We start from the raw sequence: 24,072 nt of genomic DNA on the forward strand, positions 1-24,072 counted from the left end.
CCAGCAATTTAGATTGCTCTCGAACTGCCATCGTTATGACGTAATCTATTCAGCCCATTACCTCACAACAGGGCTGCTGTCGTTTTTAAGCATTTTGGGCTTGCTGAAAAAGCCGATTGTTGCTATCGGCTATCAGGCTCCGCGTACAAAATCTTTTCACTGGAAGCTGTTTGTAAAAACCTTTATCGAAGGCAACAATAAAATTCTCTGCCTGAGCGAGTCTTTGCTAAAAGACTTGGAGGATCTTGGAATACCCAGACAAAAACTAGAGGTGATTGAATGGGGTACTGATTTGCGGTTTTATCAACCTGCTGAGCGGGATGAAACGCAGACTGATCAAGCAAGTGTAGAACGATTTATTCTTAGTCCTGGAAAGTCCTATCGAGACTATCCAACGTTGGTCAAAGCATTTGCAAACCTGGATTGTTGCTTAACCATCTGCGGTGCTGGACGGCTTGATCTTAAGTGTCTAAAAGAGGAAGCTTTTGGGGATGCCGCACAGCAGTTTCCAGACAACGTATCGGTGATTCAGGAGATGCTGGATTGGCGTGATTTTATTCGGCTGTATCAGCAGGCTTATGCTGTGGCGATTCCGATTATAGAAGAGGAAACCCGCTTCAAAAATGCTATTGGACTGACCGTGCTAACAGAGGCAATGGCGATGGGTAAGGCAATTGTGATGACCCGCAGCGACTATGTGGGTGTGGATCTGGAGCGAGAAGGAATTGGGCTGTGGGTTGAGGAAGGCGATGTGGATGGCTGGCAAAGGGCAATCGCCTACCTGTTGGACAATCCCAAAGAAACCCGCGAAATGGGTCGCCGCGCCCGCCTTTTGGCCGAGCAGCGCTTCAACCTAGAGCAGTTCTCCAAGAAACTGGCTGATTCACTCTGGCAGGCCTACAATGCCCAGCAACCTGCCCGCCCGACTATTCCCGTTCGCCAGCAGGCCCTGCTGCGCTAACTTGCGCCCAGTTGCAGCGCATACAGATTTGCGTAGATGCCTTTTTGGGCAATCAGCTCAGTGTGGGTTCCCCGTTCCGCGATCTGCCCCTGCTGAACCACGAGTACCTGATCGGCTTGGGCCACAGTGCTAAGGCGGTGGGCAATCACGAAGCTGGTGCGGTTTTGGAGCAGGCGGGCGATCGCCTCTTGCACCAATGCTTCAGTGCGTGTGTCGATGCTGCTGGTTGCCTCGTCCAGGATCAGAATCTTCGGGTTAATTAGCACTGCCCGCGCAATACTGACCAACTGTCGCTGTCCCTGGCTCAGCGGTGCGCCCCGCTCACCCAACAGCGTGCTGTAGCCCTGCGGCAACGAGGTGATAAATTCATGCACATTAGCCGTCTGGGCTGCCGCCTCAATCTCGGTCTGACTGGCATCTGGCGCACCAAAGGCGATATTCTCCGCCACCGTGCCGCTAAAGAGTAAGTTATCTTGCAGCACGATCCCAATCTGGCGGCGCAGGCTGGCTTGCGTCACGCGGCGCACGTCGATGCCGTCGATTTTTACCGCGCCCTCCGTCACATCATAAAACCGCAGAATCAAATTAATAATTGTGCTTTTGCCTGCGCCCGTCGGCCCCACCAGCGCCACCATCTGTCCCGGTTCTGCTACTAAGCTCACCTCTTGCAGCACGCGCTGATTTTCCGTATAGCCAAAGGACACCGACTCGAACCGCACCTCTCCTCGAATCGGCGGCATCTCAGTCGCATTGGGCGCATCCTGCAATGTCGCTGGCTCATCTAGCAGCAAAAAGATCCGGTCTAATCCTGCCAGCCCCGACTGCGCCTGCGTATAAAACTGGCTGAGGATCTGGATCGGGCGAAAGAACTGCTGCACGTACAGCAAAAACGCCGTCACCACACCCACCGACATCGCCCCCGTCACCGCCAGATAGCCGCCGTAGGCCATCACGCCCGCCGTTGCCAGCGTGTTCAGAAAATCAATCGACGGCAAAAACGCAGAAGTCACCGCCACTGCCTGAATGTTAGCGCGGCGATTCGCCTCGTTGAGGCTGTCAAATTCCTCGATATTCAATTGCGTCCGGTTAAAAGCCTGTGCCTCGCGCACACTGCTAATGTCCTCCTCCAGCTTGGCCGACAGTTCGCCAATCGTCTCCCGCGCCACGCGAAAGCGCCGCCGCGCCCAGCGCGAAAAGAAACCCGTGGTGAAAATCATCATGGGCACTACTAGATTGCTCAGCAGACCCAGTTGCAGGTTCATCGACAGCATGGCAATGATAATGCCGATCAGGCTAAAGCTTTGTCCCAGCATTTGCGGCACCGTTAGCCCAAAGGCCTGGTTCACCGTGTTTACGTCATTTAGCAGGCGGCTCATCAGGTCGCCGGCCTCGCTGCGGTCAAAAAAACTGACCGGCAGGCTCTGCACTTTCGTAAACAAATCTTGCCGCAGTTGCCCCAGAACCCGCTGCATCATGTTGCCGATGCGCCAGATTTGCCCGCGAATCGCCACCACACCCAGCACGTAAATCACGACCAGCAGCGCCAGCAGCCGCGCCAGCCCTGGCCAGTCGCCTTGCAAAATCAGGTTGTCGATCGCCCAGCCAATCAGCAACGGCCCGACAGACTGTGTGGCTGCGCCAATCATTACCAGCAGCAGCGCGATGGGAATTTCCTGGCGATAGGGCGCGAAATATTGCAAAAATCGCCGCAGGGTCGAGAGTTTGGGCTTTTGCTCCGCAGCGACAATGGGGGACGGGCCTCTGATCATAGGGCTTCGGCCTTGGGTGCGGGGTAGAGATGCACATCGCGCTGAGGAAAGGGAATGGTAATCCCGGCAGCGTCCAGCTTTTTCTTAATGTTTTCGTAGGCGGCGAAATAGACGGGGCCAGTAGTATTCAGCCCTCGTCCAGGGGGCGCACGGCAAAGTCTACGCTGCTTTCCGCCAGTTCCAGCACGCCAATCATCGGCGGCGGGTCGCTGAGAATTCGTTCATCTTGGGCTAGCGCCTCGGCGATCGCCCGCTTCACCCGGTCAATGTCTTCGTGGTAGGCAACGCCCACCACCAGATCCACCCGCAAAATGCCCTTCGTGGAATAGTTAATGATATTGCCGCCCGTAAGGCTGTTATTGGGAATGATGACCGTCTTGTTATCCAGCCGCCGCAGCACCGTTGTAAAAAGCTGAATGTCTTCCACAAAGCCCGATTCACCGCCGCCCTCGATCCAGTCACCGACGCGAAACGGATGAAAAAAGACAATCAACAGCCCCGCCGCAAAATTGGACAGCGACCCTTGCAGCGCCAGCCCAACCGCCAGACCCGCCGCCCCCAGCACCGCCACCAGCGACGTGGTTTGGATGCCCAGTTGCCCCAGCGCTGCCAAAATCACAAAGGCCGTCAGTCCGTATTCGGCCAGGTTGCTGGTAAACGCAATCAGGTTGGGGTCAATCGTGGTTGGGGTCATCAGCCGCTTGATCAGGCGGCGGAGTTGCTTGGCCAGCCAGCGACCCACGACTAGAATAATCGCCGCGCCCAGCAATCGCAGCCCAAAGTCTACGCCCAGGGATTGCAGTTGCAGCAGCAGGGCATTCCAGGCATCGAGGTTAAACAGATCAAAATCAAAGGTCATGAGCAGGAAATCGTTCAGTATGGCGTATGAGGTGAGGGGGGTTAACCCTAGGGCGGGTGTCCGCATTCTATAACCTAATCCCGAACCACTGCACTGACCCCCGGATACCGTATCTAGATATCTAGATACTTAGACCCCGCACGGCGGAGGCCACTCGTTCAGACACCTCTCTCATTCCCTAGTTCGCTACAATGAACGTTAGGCCTTAGAACCTTAAGTTTCTTCACTATCGCCCATTGACACCATGCTGAAAGCCCTGCTGGGAGACCCCAACGCCCGTAAGCTCAAGAAATATCAGCCTGATCTAGCAGAAATTAATCTGCTAGAGCCAGACATGGAAGCGCTGTCAGATGAGGAACTGCGGGGCAAAACGGCAGAGTTTAAGCAGCGAATTGAAAAAGGAGAAAGCCTGGACGACCTGCTGCCAGAGGCTTTTGCAGTGGTGCGCGAGGCAGCCAAGCGGGTACTAGGAATGCGCCATTTTGACGTGCAACTCCTCGGGGGTATGGTGCTGCACGACGGACAGATTGCCGAGATGAAGACGGGTGAAGGAAAGACTCTGGTGGCTACGTCGCCTGCCTATCTCAACGCGCTGTCGGGAAAGGGCGTGCATGTGATTACGGTGAACGACTACCTGGCCCGCCGGGACGCAGAGTGGATGGGGCAGGTGCATCGCTTCTTGGGTTTGTCAGTTGGGCTGATCCAGTCGGGGATGAACCCGATCGAGCGCAAGCGCAGCTACGACTGCGACATTACCTACGGCACTAACAGCGAACTGGGGTTTGACTATCTGCGCGACAACATGGCCACGTCGATGCAAGAAGTAGTGCAGCGCCCGTTTAACTTCTGCATTATCGACGAAGTAGACTCGGTGCTGATTGACGAAGCGCGGACCCCGCTGATTATTTCTGGGCAGGTCGATCGCCCCAATGAGAAATATACCCGTGCATCGGAGGTGGCGCGGGAACTGTGGCAGATTCGTCAGGGCGTGAAGCGGCAGATCGAGAAGGTGGAGGAGGCGATCGCCGCTGCCATCCAAAACGGCAACAAGTCCGAAGCCAACCAGCTCAACCGCGAACTCGATCGCCTCAAAGAAGAACTCGATCGCTACTACGAAGTAGACGAAAAGCAGCGCAACGTGCTGCTCAGCGACGAAGGCTTTGAGGTAGTCGAGCAGCGCCTTGGCGTGAATGATTTATTTGACCCGAAAGATCCCTGGGCGCACTTTATCTTTGGGGCGCTCAAGTCTTATGAACTATTTATCCGCGATGTGAACTACATCGTTCGCAATGGCGAGATTGTGATTGTGGACGAGTTTACCGGGCGGGTGATGCCGGGTCGCCGCTGGAGCGATGGGCTGCACCAGGCGATCGAGGCCAAAGAGGGCGTGGAAATTCAGCCAGAAACCCAGACCCTGGCGACAATTACCTATCAGAACTTCTTCTTGCTCTATCCCAAACTGGCTGGCATGACGGGCACCGCCAAAACCGAAGAAGCCGAGTTTGAGAAAATCTACAAGCTAGAGGTGACGGTGGTTCCGACGAACCGCCCTACCGGACGGATTGACCTGTCGGATGTGGTGTATAAGAACGAAAACGCTAAATGGCGAGCGGTCGCACAGGAGTGCGCCGAGATGCACCAGATTGGCCGCCCGGTGCTAGTGGGCACGACCAGCGTAGAAAAGTCGGAGCTATTGTCGAGCTATCTGTCGCAACTGAGCGTGCCCCACAACCTGCTGAATGCGAAGCCCGAAAACGTGGAGCGCGAGTCAGAAATCATCGCCCAGGCGGGTCGCAAGGGCACGGTAACGATCGCCACAAACATGGCAGGACGCGGTACGGACATCATTCTGGGGGGCAATGCCGACTATATGGCCCGTCTGAAAGTGCGCGAATATCTGATGCCGCGCATTGTGCAGCCAGAAGACGAAGCCGCCTTTGCGATCAGCGGGGCTGGGGCAGGCGGTGGTCGGTCGGGTGGGCAGGGCTTTGCACCGGGCAAAAAGCAGAAAACCTGGAAAGTATCTGCTGATTTGTTCCCGGTGCCGATTTCTAAAGAAGCCGAGCGATTGCTGAAAGAAGCAGTGGACTTTGCAGTGCAGCAGTATGGAGAGCGATCGCTCCCTGAGCTAGAGGCCGAAGACAAGCTGGCCACTGCCTCAGAAAAAGCGCCCAGCAGCGATCCGGTGATCCTCAAGCTGCGCGAAGCCTACAACCTGGTGAAGCATGAATATGAACGCCACACCTCTGCCGAGCATGACGAAGTGGTGAAGCTGGGCGGGCTGCACGTCATTGGCACAGAGCGCCACGAGTCGCGCCGGATCGACAACCAGCTCCGCGGCCGCGCCGGGCGGCAGGGCGACCCTGGTTCCACCAAGTTTTTCCTCAGCCTGGAGGACAACCTGCTGCGGATCTTTGGCGGAGAGCGCGTTGCAGGGCTGATGAATATGTTCCGCGTGGAAGAAGATATGCCGATCGAGTCGGGTATGTTGACGCGATCGCTCGAAGGCGCACAGAAGAAAGTCGAAACCTACTACTACGACATCCGCAAGCAGGTCTTTGAATATGACGAGGTGATGAACAATCAGCGCCGCGCCATTTACGCCGAGCGTCGCCGTGTCTTGGAAGGGCAAGACCTGAAAGAACAGGTGATCAAATACGCCGAACTCACGATGGACGACATTGTGGATGCCTACATCAACCCCGAACTGCCGCCGGAAGAATGGGAGCTAGATAAGGTTGTGGCCAAAGTCAAAGAGTTCGTCTACCTATTGGCGGACTTGGAGCCGAGCCAGCTTGAAGACCTGTCTGCGGGGGAAATCAAGACCTTCCTGCACGAACAGGCGCGAATCGCCTACGACATCAAGGAAGGGCAGGTCGATGCGGCATCACCTGGCCTGATGCGCCAGGCCGAGCGTTTCTTCATCCTGCAACAGATCGACACGCTCTGGCGCGAACACCTGCAACAAATGGAAGCCCTGCGCGAAGCCATCGGTCTGCGCGGCTACGGGCAAAAAGACCCGCTGATCGAATACAAGAGCGAAGGTTACGAACTCTTTCTCAACATGATGACCGACATCCGCCGGAACGTCGTCTACTCGCTGTTCCAGTTCCAGCCGCAGCCGCAGCCCGTGGCTTAACCAGACTGAATCACTGGATTGTCAACTGGGCGCAACGCGCAAAACTGACAGCCCTTGACAGTCCTTCAGAGAGATTCTGGCTCCTTCAGCCGCTCCAGCGCCACCAGCAGCCGCTCGACGCTGGCATTTGGCTCCAAAAACGAGAATAGATGACGAAAGCGGATTTTTCCTGCCGGATCGACCCAAAACTGGGCGGGCAGCGGTGCGCCCAGCGCCTGACCTGTCTGATAGCGGCGAAACACGCGACATTCGGGATCGCTCAGCAGCGGCATCTTTAGCCCCAAATCTTGCAGCACGATTTTGCTCTGGCGCTCGTCCGTGCTGGTGATCATCAGCACCTCTGCGCCGCGCTGGGTAAACGCTTCGTATTTTTCGTTCATCTCCAAAATGTGCGGATAGCAGAGCGGGCAATACTGCTTTTCCGTAAAAATTCGCGTGAAATAGAGCAGCACGGGGCGGTTCCACGCCTGCTCATTGAGCTTGCGATTGCCGACATAATCCGACAGGCGCACCTTGCGATCGCCCTTCACATCCAGCAGCTCAAACGGCGGCGCAAGGCTGCCTGTGACAAACTGGTTCGTAGCGGGAATCGGGAAGAAGTTTTTGTAAAAGCGATCGCCTAGCAGTCCGCGAAAGTCGGTGGAAGTTAGCATTGCAGAGGTCGGGGAGTTGGGTGCAGTGAGGACGTGGGTATTGAATGACAAATCAAGACCTTAAAACGCGGGTCAGAGCAGCCGTAGAGAGGGAACTGCAAGAGGCAGAGACACCGGGGGCGGCGATCGCCCTCCTTCGCAGCGGCGAAATCGTCCTGAAAGCTGGCGTGGGATACGCCGACCTCCAGCAACAGTGCCCGCTGCCCAGCGATGCCCGCTTCTATATCTACAGTATTACCAAACCGCTGCTGGCGACGGTAGCGATGAATCTGGTGCAAGCGGGGCGGCTAGATCTGGATGCTTCCCTCGCGCCGCAGTTTGCTCAGATTCCCTATGCGGTCGAGTCGCCCGTGACGCTGCGGCAACTGCTGAGCCACACGGGCGGCATCCCCGGCTATGGCGATGGCACGGCCTATGTCGAGGCGCTGCAAAGCCACCCGCGCCAGGCCTGGACGACGGAAACATTTCTCCAGGTGGCGCAAGACCAAGGGCAGCTTTTCTTGCCTGGAACGGGCTGGGCCTATTCCAACATTGGCTTTATGCTGCTGCGGCTGATCTTGACCCAGGAAACGGGTCTGTCGATGTCGGAATACCTGGCGGAGTGGATCTTTCGCCCGCTGGAACTGCAACATACGTTTGTTCCCGAAACGCTGGAGCAGGCGCAAGGATTAACCCCTGGTTACAGCCAGTTCTTTACTGGAGACGAGTTGCAAAACGTCGTGCCGCTCTATCATCCGGGCTGGGTGTCGCATGGGGTTGTCGTCTCCACGGCTGCGGAACTGGGCAAAATCATAGACGCGCTGTTTTCGGGCAGGCTGCTCGCGCCAGAACGCCTGCGCCAAATGCTGGAGCCGCTGCATGGGTTTGATTTCGAGCATCCGCAGATTGGCAAGATCGGCTATGGACTGGGGCTGTGTCTGGGGCTGGATTCGCCCTATGGCATCGTCGCTGGACACAACGGAGCCGGGCCGGGCTACGTCACGGGTGCGTTTCATTTCTCAAACGTGCAGGGGCAGCCGACCACAGCGATCGCCCTCGTCAACCGCGATCGCCATGATCTCGACCTGGGCACGCGCATCGTTTTTGCTATCCTCCGGGTGCTGGCAGATGCCCCCGATTAGCGCGATTCCTGATTCACAAGCCGACCTACTCAATCCCAAAGGTCACCGAAACCACGGCTGTAATGTCCTTCTCGATCGAAGAGGTGTCATACATGCCGTAGTCGCTGACCTCCGTCGAGTTGCGCGAGGTGATTTGAAACACGCCCGTTTCGGCACTGCGAACCGCGCCGACCTGGTTGCCTGCGCTCTGGGCGATCGCCTCGGCCCGTGCCTTGGCATCCTTCGTTGCTTCCGCCACCATCTCGATCCGCAGCTTGCTCAGCTCGGTGTAGAGATACTGCGGCGACTCAGAGATCAGGTTGATTCCGTCATTAATCAAATCGGTCGATTGCTGGGACAGCGTGGTGTAGCGATCGACCTCCGTTGAGCGTACCTCAAACCGCTGCGTCAGGCGATAGGCGAGGGTTTGCCCAGTCTCCCGTCCGTTAGGTGCAACCTCCGGAATCGAGTAAGATTCGATCGCGCTGAGGGTAATGGCTTCGGCGGGCACCTGATTTTCTTTCAGATAAGCCTGCACTCGCTCCGTCTGCCGCTTCAAATCTTGATAAGCGGCCTGGGCCGTCGGCTGCTGGCTCGACACCGACAGTCGCCAGATAACGTAGTCCGATCGGATCGGTCGCTTTGCGGAGCCAGTGACCACCATTACGTCGTTGCTAGATTTCACATCGCGCAGGGCCGTTGCGCCGATAAACGTGCTACCTACGAGGGCAAGAGAAAGCGCCACCATCCCCGCAAAAACCTGGGGATAGCGCTCCATAGAGGGCGTTTGCATCGTTTTTTCCTCTCCATTTGGAGAATAAAGATCCCGGCAAATCTCGCTTCCAGCAGCGATCGCGCTATGCGAGTTCACCCACCGTGAAAGCAGTATGTGCCTGGGTTCAAGGTTTAGTAATAGGTTCGTCAGTCAAATAAAAGCCGGTTTTTTGAAACAGTTCACTCCATTCCGGCGGGGATTGATGCGACCCTGGCTGACGCTGCCAATTTCAAGAAATTTCAAGAATTGGATGTCTGAAGAGACAAAGCAGACAAAGCGGGCGATCGCCCTGCTGCTATGAACTACCGCAGGCGCGGGGGAAATTCCTGACACAATCGATGGCGAAAAGTAAAGATTTTTAGAACGAAAATTTCTCCCCTATGGCTGCTAAAACCCTGTAGCTGCCAAAAAAGCTGCAAAAAAACGTCCCGCCAGAGGCTAATCGGGGCGATCGCCCTTCATCCGCTGCTCCAACTCTTCCAGCGTGTCGATTAGCAGTCGCCTGGCTTGCAGCGACCAGCCCCACTTTTGAACGGCGATCGCCCCTGCGCTGCCCAAAATCGTCGCCAAAAAATCCACCGGCTGCATAAACGAAATGCCCAGCAGCAGCCCCAGCCCCGCAATGCCCCACAGCGGCAGCGCCACCGTTTGCCGCTGGGTTTCCACCAGCTTTGCCAAGCCGTCTGTGGGCATTTCCGCCAGCAAGGTTTCCTTAATCTGCTGCTGCTCTGCCCGCGACACCGACAGGGCAATCTTTTGCCGCAGCTTTTCCTTCTTGCGGGCATCGGTGCTGTATTGCGTCAGTTCATCCTCTGCCATCAGCAGCAGGCGTTCTAGTTGTCCCATTGTTCAGTTGCGCGTTTGGTGCGGGTCGGTTGGATGCAAGTCAATATTCTTTACAATCAATATTCTTTACAATACGACACAACCTGGCACAACCTGATACAACCCGACGCGAATCGCTCCGCCCGCTACACGCTATTCCTCATCCCATAGCCGCTCTAGCTGATAGCGCCAGGCCCCCAGCGTTTGGTCGCGTTCGGCAGACCCCGCCTCCAGGCTGCCCATTATACCTTCGGCATAGAAGCGCTCCAGGGTTTGCAGCGTGGCTTCCATCGACTGCCCTTGCTGCTTGGCAGCGCGAATGATCTGGCGAATTTGCGCTTCCGCCAGACGGTCGAAGCTGGGGTTTAGCCCGCGCTCTTGCAGAGACACCAGACGGGCGATCGCCGCTCGAAAGTCCTCTACCGTGAGGCTAGCCAGGGCGTGCTGATATACGCCCCACAGCACGCCCTGATGGAGGGCATAGCGAACTTCCTGGGTTTCATCGAAATTTGCCTCCAGAAGTTGGGCAAGATAGGGGGCAGCCGCCTGGGCCGAGTCGATCGAGACGAGCGATCGCAGCCAACTCTGGTCTTCCGAAAGCAGCACCAGCAGGCGCAAGTTACCGATCTCGACTTGCCAGGATTCTGGCTCGGCAGCCTGCACCGCAGGGCCAAACAGGGTCATCAAAAGCGTCGTAATGTCGCCAGGAGTCATGGGTGCGATCGCCTTGGAAGTGGATTTGTAACCTACAATACCTCTCTTCCTGAACACAGAACCGAGAATACCGGCATAAAAGCTTTATAAATATAGAGTCTAAGTGGGGAGGAATTGAAGTCGTATGAGTATTTCGTCAGATTCACAATACGTGGATCGCAGTCAGGCGGGGGAAGACTACCCGCTTTCGGCGGTGCCGTTTGAGTCCCGCAAGCCTATCTGGTCGCTGGCACCGCTGCTAATGGGATTTGCGCTTACCTCAACGACGTTGTTTGCAGGGGGGCTAGTTGGCTCAGCATTTCCCTTTTCCACCATGCTGGCGATTGTGCTAGTTGGCAACCTGCTCTTGGGAACCTACTGCGCCGCAATGGGCTACATTGCTCAGCGGAGTGGGCTGACGACTGTTCTTATGTCGCGCTTCAGCTTTGGCAATGTCGGCTCTCGCTGGGTCGATTTTGTGCTGGGCTTTACACAAATCGGCTGGTACGCCGTGACCAATGCGTTCATTGCCGACGCACTTACCAAACAGTTTGGCCTGTCGGACGGGATGAAAGTCTTTCTGACGGTGTTCTTTACCTTCGCCTTTTGCGTTACTGCCTACATCGGCTACACGGCGATGGACTGGCTCAGCCGCCTCGCTGTGCCCGCTATGCTCGTCTTGATGGCGATTAGCCTGATTCGAGGATTTGGCGATGCGGGCGACCTAGCTAGCTTGCAGCCCTCTCAGCAGATGGGTCTTGGCGCGGCGATCGCCACGGTGATGTCTACCTTTATCTCCGGCGGCACCCAATCTACCAACTGGAGCCGCTTTGCGGATACGCCCAAAAACGCCATCTGGAGTACGTTTCTGGCGTTTTTCTTTATCAACGGGCTGCTGGTGTTTACGGGAGCCTTTACTACGCTAGTCTACGGCAGCGAAGACCTGATCGCGGCGATGGCCAAGCAAGGCCTGCTGCTGGGTAGCCTGGTTCTGCTGATCCTCAATGTGTGGACGACACAGGACAACACGATCTACGCCTTCTCTGTTGCGGGAACCAACTTTTTCCGTACCACCAAGCGACATGCCTTTGTGATTGGTGGGGCACTGTTTGCGCTGCTGCTAGCGCTGACGGGCATCTATGAAAACCTGATCACTTACTTGCTGCTGCTGGGCACGCTGATCCCGCCAATTGGGGGCATCATCATGACCGACTTTTGGCTGCGCCACCGGGGTCAGTTTCCTTCGCTGGATACTCCCCTGCCTGCGTTCAACTGGGCTGGCGTGATTTCCTATGTCGCCGCAGCGCTGATCGCCTATTTCACAGGCACGGCGGGCATCGGCATCGGCCCGCTAAATGGCATCATTTCGGCGGCGGTGCTATATGCCGTGCTGACCAAGGTGATTCCTCAGCCCATCCGGGTGACGGAAATGTAGTTTTAGTTTTTTCCCCAAGTGGGAGATGGTTAGCAGCGGGCGATCGCCCCCACCCCGTCCGTCCAACACTCTAGTCAAAGCGCCGCAGGGTATCTCTTGTGGCGCTTTTTAAGCTTATTAAACTCCATTCAATGCTTAAACTTCCTTAAAGGAATGCCGGAGTATGCACATAACTAGTTGCTAAAATTAACAAACATCTAGAAAAAGGAATGAGTGCATGCGCTACACCACAGAAGACGGCGGTCGCCTGAACAACTTTGCAGTTGAGCCAAAAATGTATACCGCTGAGCCACCCAGCAAAAAGCAGCAGACGATTTATCTCGTTGCTGGCATTGGCGCACTGGCATTAATCGGCGGTCTCGTGGCGATCGCCGTCTCTGTGTCCTAGCACGTCTTTTGACACGACCTGAACCGAGCAAAGAGCCGAGCAGCTCAGGCTAAGCCCTGTAGGACTCGGCTTTTTTTAATGCGCTTTTCCAGACGAACCCTTGCTCTCTGCTATGTTGTCGCCAGTTCTCGGCGCAAGAAGCTCAGCGTCTTGTCCCAGGCATCGGCAGCAGCATCGGGTTGATAGACCTCCGGGCGGGTGTCGTTGAAAAAGGCGTGATCGGCTCCGGAGTAGGTGTGGGTTTCGATGGAGCCACCCGCCTGTTGAATGGCTGCCTCCAGCGATCGCACGGCCTCTGGAGTCACAAACCCGTCGTTTTCCCCAAAAATGCCCAGCACGGGCGCACTCAGCTTCGAGAAATCGGGCTGCACATTGGGATGAATGCCATAGAAATCCACCACTGCGCCCACGCGCTGGCTCAGAGTCGCCGCCAGCAGCGCTAGCTGGCCGCCCATGCAAAAGCCCACCACGCCGAGGCGATCGCCCATTACTGCCGGGTGACTCTGCAAATATTGGAGGGTCTCTTCGAGCTTACGAGCCGTTTGCTCAATGTTTAGCGCCATAAATAGCCGCCCTGCCTCGTCGGGTGAGGTGGTCGTTTCGCCGTCGTACAGATCGGGGGCGATCGCCACAAACCCCGCTTCGGCAAAGCGATCCGTCACTGTTTTGATATGGGGAACCAGCCCCCACCACTCTTGCAGCACAATCACCCCCGGGCCCGATCCACCCGGCGGCAGTGCCAGATATCCTCGATTCGCAATGTCTGTTCCCATCACCTGTGCCCGCTAAACATCAAGTCGCAATTCAAGAAACCTCACTCAGTAAAGCGTCGAAATGTCCTGTTCTGCAAGAGTTTGCACGAACAGTTAGCGGAAAATCAATCCCTGAGCCACCCTGCAAAAGGTTAAAATATTTAGTAATTTGGTGTATGCTGCATTGCACAAGGTGTGCGGGCTGCATTTGTGGCGTTTCCTCCGCCAGACAATTCTTAGTCATGCCTAAGCTGTGAACTGCGCTAGAAGTCTATTCTGGCGATCGCCCCCAAAGTCACTCTATCCGGTACTCATTTCACGACTGCCGTCTTCAAACTCCAGCCAGCCTACTTGAAACACAGCGCTACCGACGTTCCGTTTGCTCGCCCGATCCCATCCGTGGTGATGTAGCCGATATGGAGGCCCTATCCACTCCACCCAACCGCGCCGAACCGTCTCTGCAACTGCTGTTGTTTGTAGACAAGCGCCCTAGCTCCGTCGAAAAGATTCGGCAGATCCGCACTCGCCTCAAAGAGCTAGAGGCAGACCATCCATTCGACCTGCAAGTGGTAGACGTGGGGGAGCAGCCGCATCTGGCCGAGCATTTTCGCCTGATTGCCACGCCAGCCATTATCAAAATTTACCCAGAGCCGCGCCAAACCTTGGCTGGCAGCAACCTGATCGCCCAGATCGATAGCTGGTGGTCTCGCTGGAAACAGTCTGCCCAGGAAAACCGGATTAGCCTCGGTTCCACGCCGCCCTTGCCAGTGGGGATAGAGTCGCTGCCAGTTCCCAATTCCGTCACCTATTCGGCTGAGCTAATTCGCCTGTCGGATGAGATTTTTCGACTGAATCAGGAAAAAGAAGAACTTCAGGAACAGCTTCGATTCAAAGATCGACTGATCGCGATGCTGGCCCACGACCTGCGAAACCCCCTCACAGCAGTTTCCATCGCGCTAGAAACGCTGGAACTGGGCAGCAGTATGCGAGAAATCTATGCTGAGTCGCGGCTGACCCCAGAAACCATGAGTCAGTTGATCAAGCACGCCCGCACCCAGGCGAAGACGATCGATCGCCTGATCACCGATACACTGCACGCTGCCAACAGCACAGGCGGCAAGCTCAACGTGCAGCCTCGCAAGTTTGACCTGGGCAAGCTGTGTCTTGGCTTAGTAGATGACTTTAAGGCTAAGCTGCAAATCAAGGCACAAACGATTACCACCGACATTCCAAGCGATTTGCCGCCTGTATATGCCGATCCGGATCGGGTGCGGCAGGTTTTGGTTAACTTGCTAGACAACGCGGTGAAATACACGCCTAATGGCAGTCATATTGAGGTTTCGGCGCTGCATCGCACGACGCAAAAGGTGCAGGTGAGCATCTGCGACGATGGGCCGGGTATCCCGGCTGAAAATCGCGATCGCATTTTTGAAGACAGCTATCGGCTGGAGCGAGATGCCACGCAAGACGGCTATGGGATTGGGCTTGCGGTTTGTCAGCGCATCGTGCGGGCGCACTACGGTCAAATCTGGGTCGATTCAGAACTGGGAGCCGGAAGCTGCTTCCACTTTACGCTCCCAGTCTATCGACCGTAGCGGGTTGCAAAGGGGCGATCGCCCCTGCCCTACATTGCGCCCACGCCAAACAGCACGGCGCGGATGGTTTTCAGAATCAGCGACAGGTCGTAGAGTGGGTGCCAGAGTGCCTGATAGCGAAGATCGAGCTTGACAATTTCCTCAAAATCATCGATTTTTGACCGTCCGCTCACCTGCCACTCGCCTGTAATCCCCGGCTTCACATTTAGCCGCAGCCAGTGATGGTCGGCGTAGTTGGCGACCTCATCCAGAGTGGGCGGGCGAGTGCCTACCAAGCTCATCTCGCCTTTGAGGACGTTGAGAAACTGAGGAAACTCGTCGATGCTCGTTTTTCTGAGAAACCAGCCGACGCGAGTCACCCGTGGATCGCGGCCGCGCTTGAAATTAAAAGGTTTTCCCTTTGCCGCATCGGAGGGAGTATCCGGCTGCTCCTGCATCCGATCAGCCCCCTGAACCATCGTGCGGAATTTGTAAATCGTAAAGCAGTGTCCTAATAGGCCACAGCGCTGCTGACTGTAAAAGATGGGGCCGGGGCTATCGAGCCGGATGGCGATCGCCACGGGCAAAAAGATAATTGCTAAGACCAGTAACCCAACTAGGCTGCCAAAAATATCAAGCGATCGTTTGAACCAGTGATTTACAGAGGGGTGGGGTAGGCGATCAGGTGTTTGTACGTGCAGAGCGGGCGCTATTGAAACGGAACTAAGTGAGTCTTGGAGCGAATCTGGAGATGCATAGCGAGACATTAGTAGTAACCCTTTCTGAAGTAACAACCCTGTTGCAGGATGACCGCATAAATACGTAAAAACCCTTTCGTGCAGGAATATATAGCAAGCGCTTATGGATCAAAGGTTCAGCAGAAACGTCTTTACGGAATCTTTGCAGAAGCCCGAAAGTAGCCCATGTTTTTAAAGTCTTCGTGAAGCTTTTTATGAACGCTCTATCAAGCGATTAAGACGAAATGTTAAGCAATAGTGTGCTTGGTAGCAACAGGCTGCCTTGATCAGGCTTTCTGGATCGCGCACCCGAGTTACGCATCCGTCCATAGGCTAACTCGCTCGCCCCCGCACGGAAACAGTCAGCAGCGTTCATGTTTCCACTTAACAGAAACGCCTAATTCCTTAGCCGCTTCACCCCGCACGGAAACAGTCAGCAGCGTTCATGTTTCCACCTTATTCATTCAGGTGAGGCAGTTTACTGAGGTAGTTTACTGAGGCAGTTTACTGAGGCAGTTTACTGAGGCAATGTCCTGAAGCTATATGCAGAGACCGCGAACGACTGGTCAAGACAGTGAATGGGCGATCGCCCCAATCTCTCGCCCCAATCTCTCGCCCCAATCTCTCGCCCCAATCTCTCGCCCCAATCTCCTGGGCAACCGCTGCAAACAGCATCACAGATTATTAAACTGTGTGACAAGATGTTCCCGATGCTCCCGATTTAGCCGAAAGTGTTGGACAGTAGCACGTTTATTGGCGTGTCGTTTGTTATTAGGAGTGTTACAAAATGGCTTTGTCAGATACTCAAGTTCTTACAGCGCTGGTGATTGCTCTACTGCCTGCGGTGCTGGCATTTCGGCTTTCGACCGAGCTGTATAAGTAAGTCGTCAGTCTGTTGGGGCTGAGTCTCTACTGGGCACTGCTGCGCGGCGACTCAGCCCTCTCAGGTTTCTCTCAACCCCCTTACTCGAGCCTGCCTGGATCTCAGACTTGCAGATTTTCAGACTTAAGGTTGCCAAATTTAGGTCTTAAGTTTTGGCGCGAGGGGTGCCAGAGCTTTGCATAGCGATTATATTGGGGTAGATTCCGGGCTACCGGTCAAATCGCCCCGTTTTTTATATGAACTGCTAGCATGAATGCGATTCAACCCTCCCGCCCGCCGCTTTACCCTGTCGAGCCAGTTCGCAAGCAGCCTCCCCGCCCAAAACGCAGGCTCCGGCAGCGGCGCAATCCCCATCAGTCGGTTGCGGTTGAAGCCAGCCTTCGGTTAGCCGTGAATGTGGTGGTGGGGATGGTGGCGATCGCCTCAATTGTCCGGCTGCTGCCCCAAAACATTAGCCAGCAGCAAAAGCTCAACACGCTCCAGTCGGATGTGGCTGCGCTAGAGCAACGGGTGGATCGACTTCAAGAAACCTTTGCCCGCCAGTTTGATGCAGGCCAAGCCCGCAGCGTTATGCAAGAGGAAACAGGGCGAATTGGCATTGGTCAGCGTCCGGTTGTCTGGGTGAAGCCTGCTGCGGATGCGGCGATCGCCCCCAGCCCTGCTTCTGTTTCCGAAAGCGCAGCAAACCTGGCGAACCCCGTTTCGTCTGTCGCGCCTCCTGTCTCGCCGCCAGATACAACCCCCGCTACCCCGCCTGCTCCCAGCCAGACCGATGCTTCTGGGGCGGGTATGGTGTCTTCTCCTGCGTTGGGTCAGGCTCCGGTCGCTGCTCCAAGTCGGGCATCGGCTGCCCTCTTGGGCTGGTAGCATCGAAATTTAACCTGCTGAAGGGCGATTTGAAGGGCGATCGCACTAGGGCGAGCTAAGTTCGAGGGGATTGTTTACGAATTCAAGGGAATTATAAGGGTGCTAGTTTTGACGAGACAGTCTTGCTCCCGGTTACAGTGACTCCTCACATCTACCGATTTGCCTGGAGTTAGATGTCGATTGGGGTTGACTATGATTGGGTTAGGTACAGCGTTTTTGAAGCTAGTGAGGTATGTGGATAGTCCAGAAGCGTTTGCTTCGTTAGGACTGTGCGTGCCTCACCCTGCAAGAAAATGCTGTGTAGCTTCAGCCGCTTAACAGGTCACCCCTGCTCTCTTTGGAATGGTGCCTCTGGGTCATGTCGATTCAAAAATTCCCCCTAGCCACACTCCTCAAGATCAGGCGATATATACAGACGACCCTGGCGTTGCCTGATGCAGAGCAGCAGGCAAAGGTGGTAGAAACGCTAGACGATCTGCCAGAGCCGGAATCTATCGATGACCTGAGCGGGCTGTTTTCTTCGGGAACGCCCATTGTTACGACCCTTTCGCCGATTTTGCAAGAGCAGTGGTTTATTAGCACAGTGAATCCGGCCGCGCCGCTGATCAAGATGCCAGGGCTGTGGCTAAAGCCGGGGTTTCGCCTAGTGAGCTATTTGTATCGCTCGGCAGAAGGCAGCGGTGTCGGGGTGGTGTGGGCCGTGCCAGAAGACTTTGGCACCACGGCTCAGCTTGAAAAGGCCGTGAGAGAGAAAAGCAATATTGCTCAGATCCCCAAGCCAGAAGGGGCGCTCAGCCACGCTATGGATGCCATTGAGGGCGATCGCTCGGCGGCTTCGTTTGTGCTGGCATCGATTTTACGACGAGAGCTTCAGGAACTGGGCACGTTGGGCGATCGCCGCAACTGGGCCTACCACCATCTCATTGAGGACATCCCTACTAAATACAACTGGCAGTGGCGAGCCGAGATCCCCAAAGACCTGTCGCCCAAGGTGCGCCTCTATCCCGACGGCCACGCAGCCGTGGAGCTATTCTCCTGTCGGGTTTCTGGAACCAAGACGCTGTATCGCCACCTCGATCGCTATCCGCCCAATTCCTACAAGCCCGATAGCCTGGATAAGATGCTGGCGGTGGAGCAGGTGGGTTAGCTGGCCGGATTCTCAAATCTCTGGAGTCAATTGGGATCAATTGGTCAGCTAATCTTGTGGTCAGCTAATCTTGCACATAGTCCTGCCCAGATAGCAGCGCCATCTCCGCCCGCACAAATTCGCGCCCCAAATAAGCAGCATGGTCAAGATAGCTGATGGGGCAGGGCTGCGCTTTTTCAAAAATTTCGACGCAGAGTTCCTTGGCGGTGCGTCCGCGAAAGGTTGCGGTGGGCGATCGCTTCAGGGAACCGTTACAAGGCAATGGCTCACCTGTCTCCGGATCGCAGGCTAGCCCCTTGTCGTTGATGACGTTAGAAAAATGGTCTGCACAAATCAGCTTGGCATCCCGATCTACATAAATAATGAAGTAGCCCTGGGGATCTAGCTCAATGTAGCGATTGGATAGCTTGTCATCTAGAGCGGCGTATTCATTGCGGAGCGCGATCGCCTCAGGACGCAGCTCTTGTTCAGCAGCTTGGTTCATAACAAAGGTAGAGGTTTTCGGAAGCGATGGGTATTGGAGTGTAGCCCACTCCCTAATCTATCGCATCCCAGCAGAGTGTCGGATAGAGCAGGCGGACTGGGTGATGCCGTTGAAAGCGGGTGATGGGACTCGAACCCACGACATTCAGCTTGGGAAGCTGATAAAAATCTTTGTACATCAAGGCTTTTAAGACCTTTTGCGAATTTCTACACCCAATTTACACCCAAAAAATTTTCTTCATCTTCCCTTCATGGAGAACTGAGGCGATTGCCTCTACTCCTCTTCATCTCCATCTGGGATGTATTTCAGAAAATCACCAGGCTGTGCATTAAACGCCCGACAGATTGCATCCTGGTTCTCTCTAGAAGGATATGCCTTCGGATCGCTATAGAGCCTATACGCGGTTGCCTGGGGCAGACCGGTATTCTTCCAGAACTCATAAGCGTTTTTGCAGCCCCTAGACTGGGCGAATTCTGCGATGGTGTTGATCATGGTCATCCCCTGAGGGTATCACTCCCACTCAAAAGATACTCTTACTGAGTGAATACCTCCACTCAAAAGGAGCTCTCATCTAGTGGATACTCTCGCTCAATAAGAGTATAGTGAGAATCAAAGCCCAGTCCCACCGACTTGCAATCTAGAGGACTGGGCAGCTCACAGATGGAGTTACACCCATGATGACAGATAAAGAACGGTACGAAGCCGCCAAATCAGCCGCAGGGGAAGCGATCGACGCGATCCTCACCTGCTACTGGGAGGCGAGCTTTCAATGCGCTCTGTTCGAAGAACGGTTAGCCGAGACAATCCACTTCTTCACTCGAAATGCTCGGAGCGTGGATGAGCCGCCGAATCCTGAGTGGATCGCAGAGCTAGACCCGGAAGATGTCCATGTCTAACTTTAGCGAGATGGAGATGAAGGCTGGAACCCTGTTCTATCAGGGCAAGAAGGCAAAGCTCGATTATGAGGGTTATTGCGACGTGGTGAAGAAGACCGGGGATCTCTACCTGCAATTGCTGGCAGATTATCTGGAACGAGTACCTAATGAGGAAATTTCAACGCGGGCGATCGCCATTGGCAACCTAATGGTTGAGGTTCAGGGAATTCTGTAGCAGATTGTTGGTCTTGAATCATTCAACGTGGAGAACACGGCATCGCTGTCGTGTTCTTCACGTTTTCATGGCTAGGCTATCATCACGACTTCATGTTGATTTGTTTGATTTCGTAAAATTCCTGATATTTATCTAAAAAAGTCCGATATCTGTTGATCTGAACTGGGAAAGATTACCTAGAAGAGTATTAGCGTGTCATAACGGATCTTGGACTTAGGACTTCAAAAACATGCCAGAGCGGTTACTGCAACTTGACGATGTTCGAGATTTGGCAAGTCCTGAGAAGATCGCTGCTCTATTTACCAAGTTGGGCTATCCCGTTGTTTTGACGGCTCAGCCACTTCCGGTTGAAGATCTTGAACTGCCTGCAAAAAGTGCTGAGGCAATTTATGATGCCTATCTCATTGCAGACTACACGCAGGGAGCAGATACCTTACAGGTTTTGCTGTTCCAGCTTCAGCCTGACGAGTGGGAGTCGCCAAGTGTTGCCAGTAACCGCATGAAGGCGATCGCCACTGCTCTTGCCAAGCGCCCAGCCAACTACCTTTTGCTCGCAACAAACCCAGCCTATGACCGCTTGATGCTGGTCAATCCTCGAAAGAGTTTTGACGACAAAATGAATGTCAAGGTCAGCATCCGTAAGCTGCTGATCGACCGAGCAAACCCCACTGCCTACGACCGAGACAGGCTAGAAGCGATCGCCGCTCGCAACTTAAGCCCAGCCGCGCTCTACAAAGCCCAATACGAAGCCTTCGATGTTGACAAGCTCACCAAGGACTTCTACCGAGGGTATGAAAAACTGTTTGACCGCGTTCAAGCAGCCGTCAAGCAGTGGAACCCTGAACCCTATTTTGAGGATGCCGACCGTCTGCATCAGTTTTCTCAGCGGCTGCTAGGGCGGATCATGTTTCTCTACTTCTTGCAGAAGAAGGAATTTCTTGCAGGCGATCGCCGCTTCCTCACCAACCAATATCGACAGCTCCAGCCCGACCCCAACGACACCGACTATTACGCCACCGTTCTAGAACCCCTCTTTTTTGAAATCCTCAACCAAGACCGTCCAAACTTGGAATCGCAATGGGGCAAAATTCCCTACCTCAACGGCGGCTTGTTTGACCGAGACTATGGCCCAGACGTGCGAGACATCGTTGGGCGAGAAACGCCAGATCAGATTTTGCTCCCCAATGCTCTGTTTGACCCTGGCAGCCAGGATGGAATCTTGGCATTTTTCAATAGCTACAACTTCACCATCTCGGAAAATGTACAGGGAGATGAGGATGTTGCTGTTGACCCAGAGATGCTGGGCAAGGTGTTTGAAAACCTATTGGCAAAAGAAGAACGCGGACAAAGTGGCACATTCTACACCCCCAGAGGCATCGTCAACTTTATGTGTGCTGAGGTGCTGTGTCGCTATTTGGCAAATCAAAGCGGCATCGCCCCAGAGGCAATCCGGGAACTGATGGAGCTAGAGCCAGACGCACCCGATGCAGAAATTAGCAAAAGGCTCAGCCGAGAGCAGGCAAAAACCCTGAAAAAAGCCATCGAAACTGTGAAAGTGCTTGACCCAGCCGTGGGGTCAGGTGCTTTTCCACTGGGAATGCTGCAAGTGATTTTGGCAGTGCGGCAGGTCGTCGCCCGTCGAGAAGGCATCACTGTGCAGCGGGGCAGCCTTGCCATTAGCCAATGGAAACGGGAGATTATTGCGAATAATCTCTACGGCGTAGACATCAAGCCAGAAGCGATCGAAATTGCCAAGCTGCGGATGTGGCTGTCGCTGGTGGTGGATATTCCCCATATCGAAGATGTGGAGCCACTGCCAAACCTGGACTATAAGCTGATGTGTGGCGATTCGCTGATCTCCACCATCAACGGCGAACACATCATCTCCGACCCGCGCAAAGACACGCAGCTCACCCTGCTCACCGTTTCGCCCCTGTCTGCCGAGATTCAAGCGCTGATCGACCTGGAGCAACAGTTCTACAGTGCAGATGCCGCGACCCGCCAACGGCTCAGGGCGCAAATCCTGGAAGCCGAGCGATCGGTCTTTATGCGAGCCATCGCCGATTGCCGCGAATACCTGACAGAACAGCAGCAAGAAACCACCCGCAAGCTCAGCCTGCTAAAGCGCCCCTCCAAAGACCTGAAAGACAAGCAAGCCCACATCGCCCAAACCCTCACCGCCCTAAACCAGTTTGAGCAACAGGTGCTAAGTGGAGAACGCTCCCTCACCTTCTTTCAATATCATCTGCATTTTCGAGATGTATTTGAGCGAGGTGGGTTTGATGTGGTGATTGGTAATCCGCCTTACGTTGATTCCGAAACAATGAAACGAAATCAACCTAAGCTGCGAGAGGAATATGCTTCGGCTTTTAGTACAGCAATAGGGAATTGGGATCTGTTTATTCCTTTTATAGAAAAAGGTGTAGATCTGCTTAAGAGAGATGGAGCTATTTCCTCAGAAGTGTTGAATGATAGCAAATATGTTTAAAAAAATAGCCCCTAATCGTGTAAACTAGAGGCTATAAAAAAGAAAATAATGTTAGTATCATGATATCAAACTTTCCTGAGATCGTCAAAAAGCATCTGGGCCACCTCGCCACGGATGACTATCCGGTTCTCAACAGCTTTCTATTTGTTTCTATTTGGCTCTCCTTGGTTCTCGATCAGAGTCAAAGCAGTATGAGGAGCGTCTTCAAGCGCTTAAATATTCGTGGCATCAAGGTCAAGATTTCTACTTTTTCTAAAGCCAGCAAGAACCGTGATCCCCAGATACTTTATGATCTTTTTTGGGTATTGAAGCAGGAACTCCACAAAAGGCATAAGATTGATGCTGCAAAGCTGACTTTATTTCCGCTGGATTCAACCATTGTTAGTTTGACGAGCAAGTTGCTCTGGGCGCAGGGTATTCACCAAGTAAAGCTGTTTAGTGGTTTAGATTTAATGACACATGAGCCGGGGGGTGTTTTCATCCACTTTGGTCAAGGTCATGACAGTAAACATGGGAAGGAAACGATCGATGCTGTGCCTGATAATAGTGTCGGGGTCATGGATCGGGGCTTTTTTAGCCTAGCTCGAATTCGCTATTTACTGAATCAAGAGAATCGCTACTTTATCGTCAGAATCAAGAATAATATTAGTCTCAAGATGCTAGAAAATGGCAACTTCTTGATTGGCACGGGTAAGGAGCAAGTTGAAGCACGGGTTGTCGCCTTTTGTGATTTAGAATCACAAACAGAATATCGCTTGTCAACGAATCTACCGATAGGGGGAGAAAATACCATTTCCAATGAGGAAATTAGCGAATTTTATCGTTTGCGTTGGCAGATAGAGTTATTTTGGAAATTTCTGAAGATGCATCTGAAACTAGATCGACTAATTACTAAGAATGTGAACGGGATTGAGATGCAGATTTATGCGTGTTTGGTAGCTTATGTGATTTTGCAATTGGTGACAATTCCGAAAGAATTTGGCAACAAAGTATTAGATAAGCTACGATATTTACAGGCTTTTATGTGTGAAAATATCAGTTATGCCCACTGGCTCCAAAAATTAGTGTTTTGTTGACAAAACCAGCTTGCCACAGGATTAGTGTGTCTATTTTTAGAAAAGAAAATCTTAAGATTCAACACTTTTGCTATTTCCTATATCGTTCCCAATAAGTTTATTGGGGCGAAATATGCAACTGAGTCGCGAAATCTAGCTTGCAAACTTCACGTCTTGGAAATTAGAAACTATTCTTCTATTGATGTCTTCAAAGAAGCAGATGTCTATCCAGTAGTGTTCATAATCGAGAAGAATAATAAGAGGGAACCAGTAGTGATGACACTCATGGAAGATGTCGACTTAGAGCAAAGCAAAAATCATATACAGCCTGACGTTTTTTATAAAAACACCTATTGGGATATTTATTTTTTGCCAAAT

Annotated in this window: 24 protein-coding genes; 13 read left to right on the top strand and 11 right to left on the bottom strand. The window is 53.8% G+C overall.

The window, feature by feature from the left end; translation table 11 throughout:
- Positions 1-13 precede the first annotated feature (13 nt).
- On the top strand, positions 14-961 hold the full coding sequence (locus O77CONTIG1_RS20105) for a glycosyltransferase family 4 protein (protein ID WP_068514388.1): 948 nt from the start codon (positions 14-16) through the stop codon (positions 959-961).
- Here the strand turns inward: O77CONTIG1_RS20105 and O77CONTIG1_RS20110 are convergent.
- Together O77CONTIG1_RS20110 and O77CONTIG1_RS20115 are read right to left on the bottom strand one after the other, a co-directional pair.
- Positions 958-2,730 carry an ABC transporter ATP-binding protein gene (locus O77CONTIG1_RS20110; protein WP_068514391.1) on the bottom strand — a complete coding sequence of 591 codons (1,773 nt, stop codon included), beginning with the start codon at positions 2,728-2,730 and terminating at the stop codon, positions 958-960. The genes O77CONTIG1_RS20105 and O77CONTIG1_RS20110 overlap by 4 nt on opposite strands.
- 127 nt (positions 2,731-2,857) lie before the next feature.
- A complete protein-coding gene (locus tag O77CONTIG1_RS20115) occupies positions 2,858-3,589 on the bottom strand; it encodes a mechanosensitive ion channel family protein (protein WP_286132427.1) in 732 nt (243 codons plus the stop codon).
- A gap of 244 nt (positions 3,590-3,833) precedes the next feature.
- Between O77CONTIG1_RS20115 and secA the strand changes: the two genes are divergently transcribed.
- Positions 3,834-6,728 carry a preprotein translocase subunit SecA gene (gene secA, locus O77CONTIG1_RS20120; protein ID WP_068514393.1) on the top strand — a complete coding sequence of 965 codons (2,895 nt, stop codon included), beginning with the start codon at positions 3,834-3,836 and terminating at the stop codon, positions 6,726-6,728.
- A gap of 65 nt (positions 6,729-6,793) precedes the next feature.
- Here the strand turns inward: secA and O77CONTIG1_RS20125 are convergent, their stop codons facing one another.
- The gene (locus O77CONTIG1_RS20125) at positions 6,794-7,381 is read right to left on the bottom strand and encodes a peroxiredoxin family protein (RefSeq protein ID WP_068514396.1); all 588 of its coding nucleotides are present in this window, start codon (positions 7,379-7,381) and stop codon (positions 6,794-6,796) included.
- Between the two features lie 44 nt (positions 7,382-7,425).
- On the opposite strand from O77CONTIG1_RS20125, the gene O77CONTIG1_RS20130 reads away from it, so the two are divergent.
- On the top strand, positions 7,426-8,502 hold the full coding sequence (locus O77CONTIG1_RS20130) for a serine hydrolase domain-containing protein (RefSeq protein ID WP_068514400.1): 1,077 nt from the start codon (positions 7,426-7,428) through the stop codon (positions 8,500-8,502).
- A gap of 25 nt (positions 8,503-8,527) precedes the next feature.
- Here O77CONTIG1_RS20130 and O77CONTIG1_RS20135 read toward each other — a convergent pair whose 3' ends face one another.
- The 3 genes from O77CONTIG1_RS20135 to O77CONTIG1_RS20145 form a co-directional block, all read right to left on the bottom strand.
- A complete protein-coding gene (locus tag O77CONTIG1_RS20135; protein ID WP_068514404.1) occupies positions 8,528-9,274 on the bottom strand; it encodes an SIMPL domain-containing protein in 747 nt (248 codons plus the stop codon).
- 420 nt (positions 9,275-9,694) lie between these two features.
- Positions 9,695-10,102 (bottom strand): hypothetical protein, encoded by a 408-nt coding sequence (locus O77CONTIG1_RS20140; protein WP_068514408.1) that lies wholly within the window; start codon positions 10,100-10,102, stop codon positions 9,695-9,697.
- Between the two features lie 132 nt (positions 10,103-10,234).
- Complete coding sequence (locus O77CONTIG1_RS20145) at positions 10,235-10,795, bottom strand: type III secretion system chaperone (RefSeq protein ID WP_068514411.1); 561 nt, start codon at positions 10,793-10,795, stop codon at positions 10,235-10,237.
- A gap of 124 nt (positions 10,796-10,919) precedes the next feature.
- Between O77CONTIG1_RS20145 and codB the strand changes: the two genes are divergently transcribed.
- Positions 10,920-12,209 carry a cytosine permease gene (gene codB, locus O77CONTIG1_RS20150; protein ID WP_068514413.1) on the top strand — a complete coding sequence of 430 codons (1,290 nt, stop codon included), beginning with the start codon at positions 10,920-10,922 and terminating at the stop codon, positions 12,207-12,209.
- Between the two features lie 217 nt (positions 12,210-12,426).
- The gene (gene psb34, locus O77CONTIG1_RS24910; protein ID WP_156435508.1) at positions 12,427-12,597 is read left to right on the top strand and encodes a photosystem II assembly protein Psb34; all 171 of its coding nucleotides are present in this window, start codon (positions 12,427-12,429) and stop codon (positions 12,595-12,597) included.
- Between the two features lie 110 nt (positions 12,598-12,707).
- Here the strand turns inward: psb34 and O77CONTIG1_RS20155 are convergent, their stop codons facing one another.
- Positions 12,708-13,370: a dienelactone hydrolase family protein gene (locus O77CONTIG1_RS20155; RefSeq protein WP_068514416.1), complete on the bottom strand. Its 663-nt coding sequence runs from the start codon at positions 13,368-13,370 to the stop codon at positions 12,708-12,710.
- A 395-nt stretch (positions 13,371-13,765) separates the two neighbouring features.
- Here O77CONTIG1_RS20155 and O77CONTIG1_RS20160 point away from each other — a divergent pair, with 395 nt between their 5' ends.
- Positions 13,766-14,944 carry a histidine kinase gene (locus O77CONTIG1_RS20160; RefSeq protein WP_068514419.1) on the top strand — a complete coding sequence of 393 codons (1,179 nt, stop codon included), beginning with the start codon at positions 13,766-13,768 and terminating at the stop codon, positions 14,942-14,944.
- Between the two features lie 29 nt (positions 14,945-14,973).
- On the opposite strand, the gene O77CONTIG1_RS20165 is transcribed toward O77CONTIG1_RS20160, so the two are convergent.
- Positions 14,974-15,690 (bottom strand): sugar transferase, encoded by a 717-nt coding sequence (locus tag O77CONTIG1_RS20165; protein WP_068514421.1) that lies wholly within the window; start codon positions 15,688-15,690, stop codon positions 14,974-14,976.
- A 757-nt stretch (positions 15,691-16,447) separates the two neighbouring features.
- Here O77CONTIG1_RS20165 and psaM point away from each other — a divergent pair.
- The 3 genes from psaM (at position 16,448) to O77CONTIG1_RS20175 (ending at position 18,557) form a co-directional block, all read left to right on the top strand.
- Positions 16,448-16,543, top strand: a complete 96-nt coding sequence (gene psaM, locus O77CONTIG1_RS23875) for a photosystem I reaction center subunit XII (protein ID WP_084782874.1) — start codon at positions 16,448-16,450, stop codon at positions 16,541-16,543.
- A gap of 249 nt (positions 16,544-16,792) precedes the next feature.
- Positions 16,793-17,410, top strand: a complete 618-nt coding sequence (locus O77CONTIG1_RS20170; RefSeq protein ID WP_068514424.1) for a hypothetical protein — start codon at positions 16,793-16,795, stop codon at positions 17,408-17,410.
- 358 nt (positions 17,411-17,768) lie between these two features.
- Positions 17,769-18,557, top strand: coding sequence for a hypothetical protein (locus tag O77CONTIG1_RS20175; RefSeq protein ID WP_068514426.1), 789 nt, complete (start codon positions 17,769-17,771; stop codon positions 18,555-18,557).
- A gap of 64 nt (positions 18,558-18,621) precedes the next feature.
- Here O77CONTIG1_RS20175 and O77CONTIG1_RS20180 read toward each other — a convergent pair whose 3' ends face one another.
- From O77CONTIG1_RS20180 to O77CONTIG1_RS20185, 3 genes are all read right to left on the bottom strand, one after another.
- Complete coding sequence (locus O77CONTIG1_RS20180; RefSeq protein WP_084782875.1) at positions 18,622-19,041, bottom strand: DUF4346 domain-containing protein; 420 nt, start codon at positions 19,039-19,041, stop codon at positions 18,622-18,624.
- Positions 19,042-19,093: 52 nt separating this feature from the next.
- Positions 19,094-19,222, bottom strand: a complete 129-nt coding sequence (locus tag O77CONTIG1_RS27225; protein WP_286132428.1) for a hypothetical protein — start codon at positions 19,220-19,222, stop codon at positions 19,094-19,096.
- Positions 19,223-19,314: 92 nt separating this feature from the next.
- A complete protein-coding gene (locus O77CONTIG1_RS20185; RefSeq protein WP_197673251.1) occupies positions 19,315-19,533 on the bottom strand; it encodes a helix-turn-helix domain-containing protein in 219 nt (72 codons plus the stop codon).
- Positions 19,534-19,715: 182 nt separating this feature from the next.
- Between O77CONTIG1_RS20185 and O77CONTIG1_RS20190 the strand changes: the two genes are divergently transcribed.
- The 4 genes from O77CONTIG1_RS20190 (at position 19,716) to O77CONTIG1_RS20205 (ending at position 23,715) form a co-directional block, all read left to right on the top strand.
- Entirely contained in the window at positions 19,716-19,937 is a 222-nt protein-coding gene (locus O77CONTIG1_RS20190; protein ID WP_068514432.1) for a hypothetical protein, read from the top strand.
- Positions 19,930-20,151, top strand: a complete 222-nt coding sequence (locus O77CONTIG1_RS20195; protein WP_068514436.1) for a hypothetical protein — start codon at positions 19,930-19,932, stop codon at positions 20,149-20,151. Before O77CONTIG1_RS20190 ends, O77CONTIG1_RS20195 begins: the two co-directional genes overlap by 8 nt.
- Positions 20,152-20,380: 229 nt before the next feature.
- Entirely contained in the window at positions 20,381-22,639 is a 2,259-nt protein-coding gene (locus O77CONTIG1_RS20200; RefSeq protein ID WP_068514439.1) for an Eco57I restriction-modification methylase domain-containing protein, read from the top strand.
- 59 nt (positions 22,640-22,698) lie between these two features.
- Complete coding sequence (locus O77CONTIG1_RS20205) at positions 22,699-23,715, top strand: IS4 family transposase (protein ID WP_068507690.1); 1,017 nt, start codon at positions 22,699-22,701, stop codon at positions 23,713-23,715.
- Positions 23,716-24,072 lie beyond the last annotated feature (357 nt).

Source organism: Leptolyngbya sp. O-77, assembly GCF_001548395.1.
Lineage (GTDB): Bacteria > Cyanobacteriota > Cyanobacteriia > Elainellales > Elainellaceae > Thermoleptolyngbya.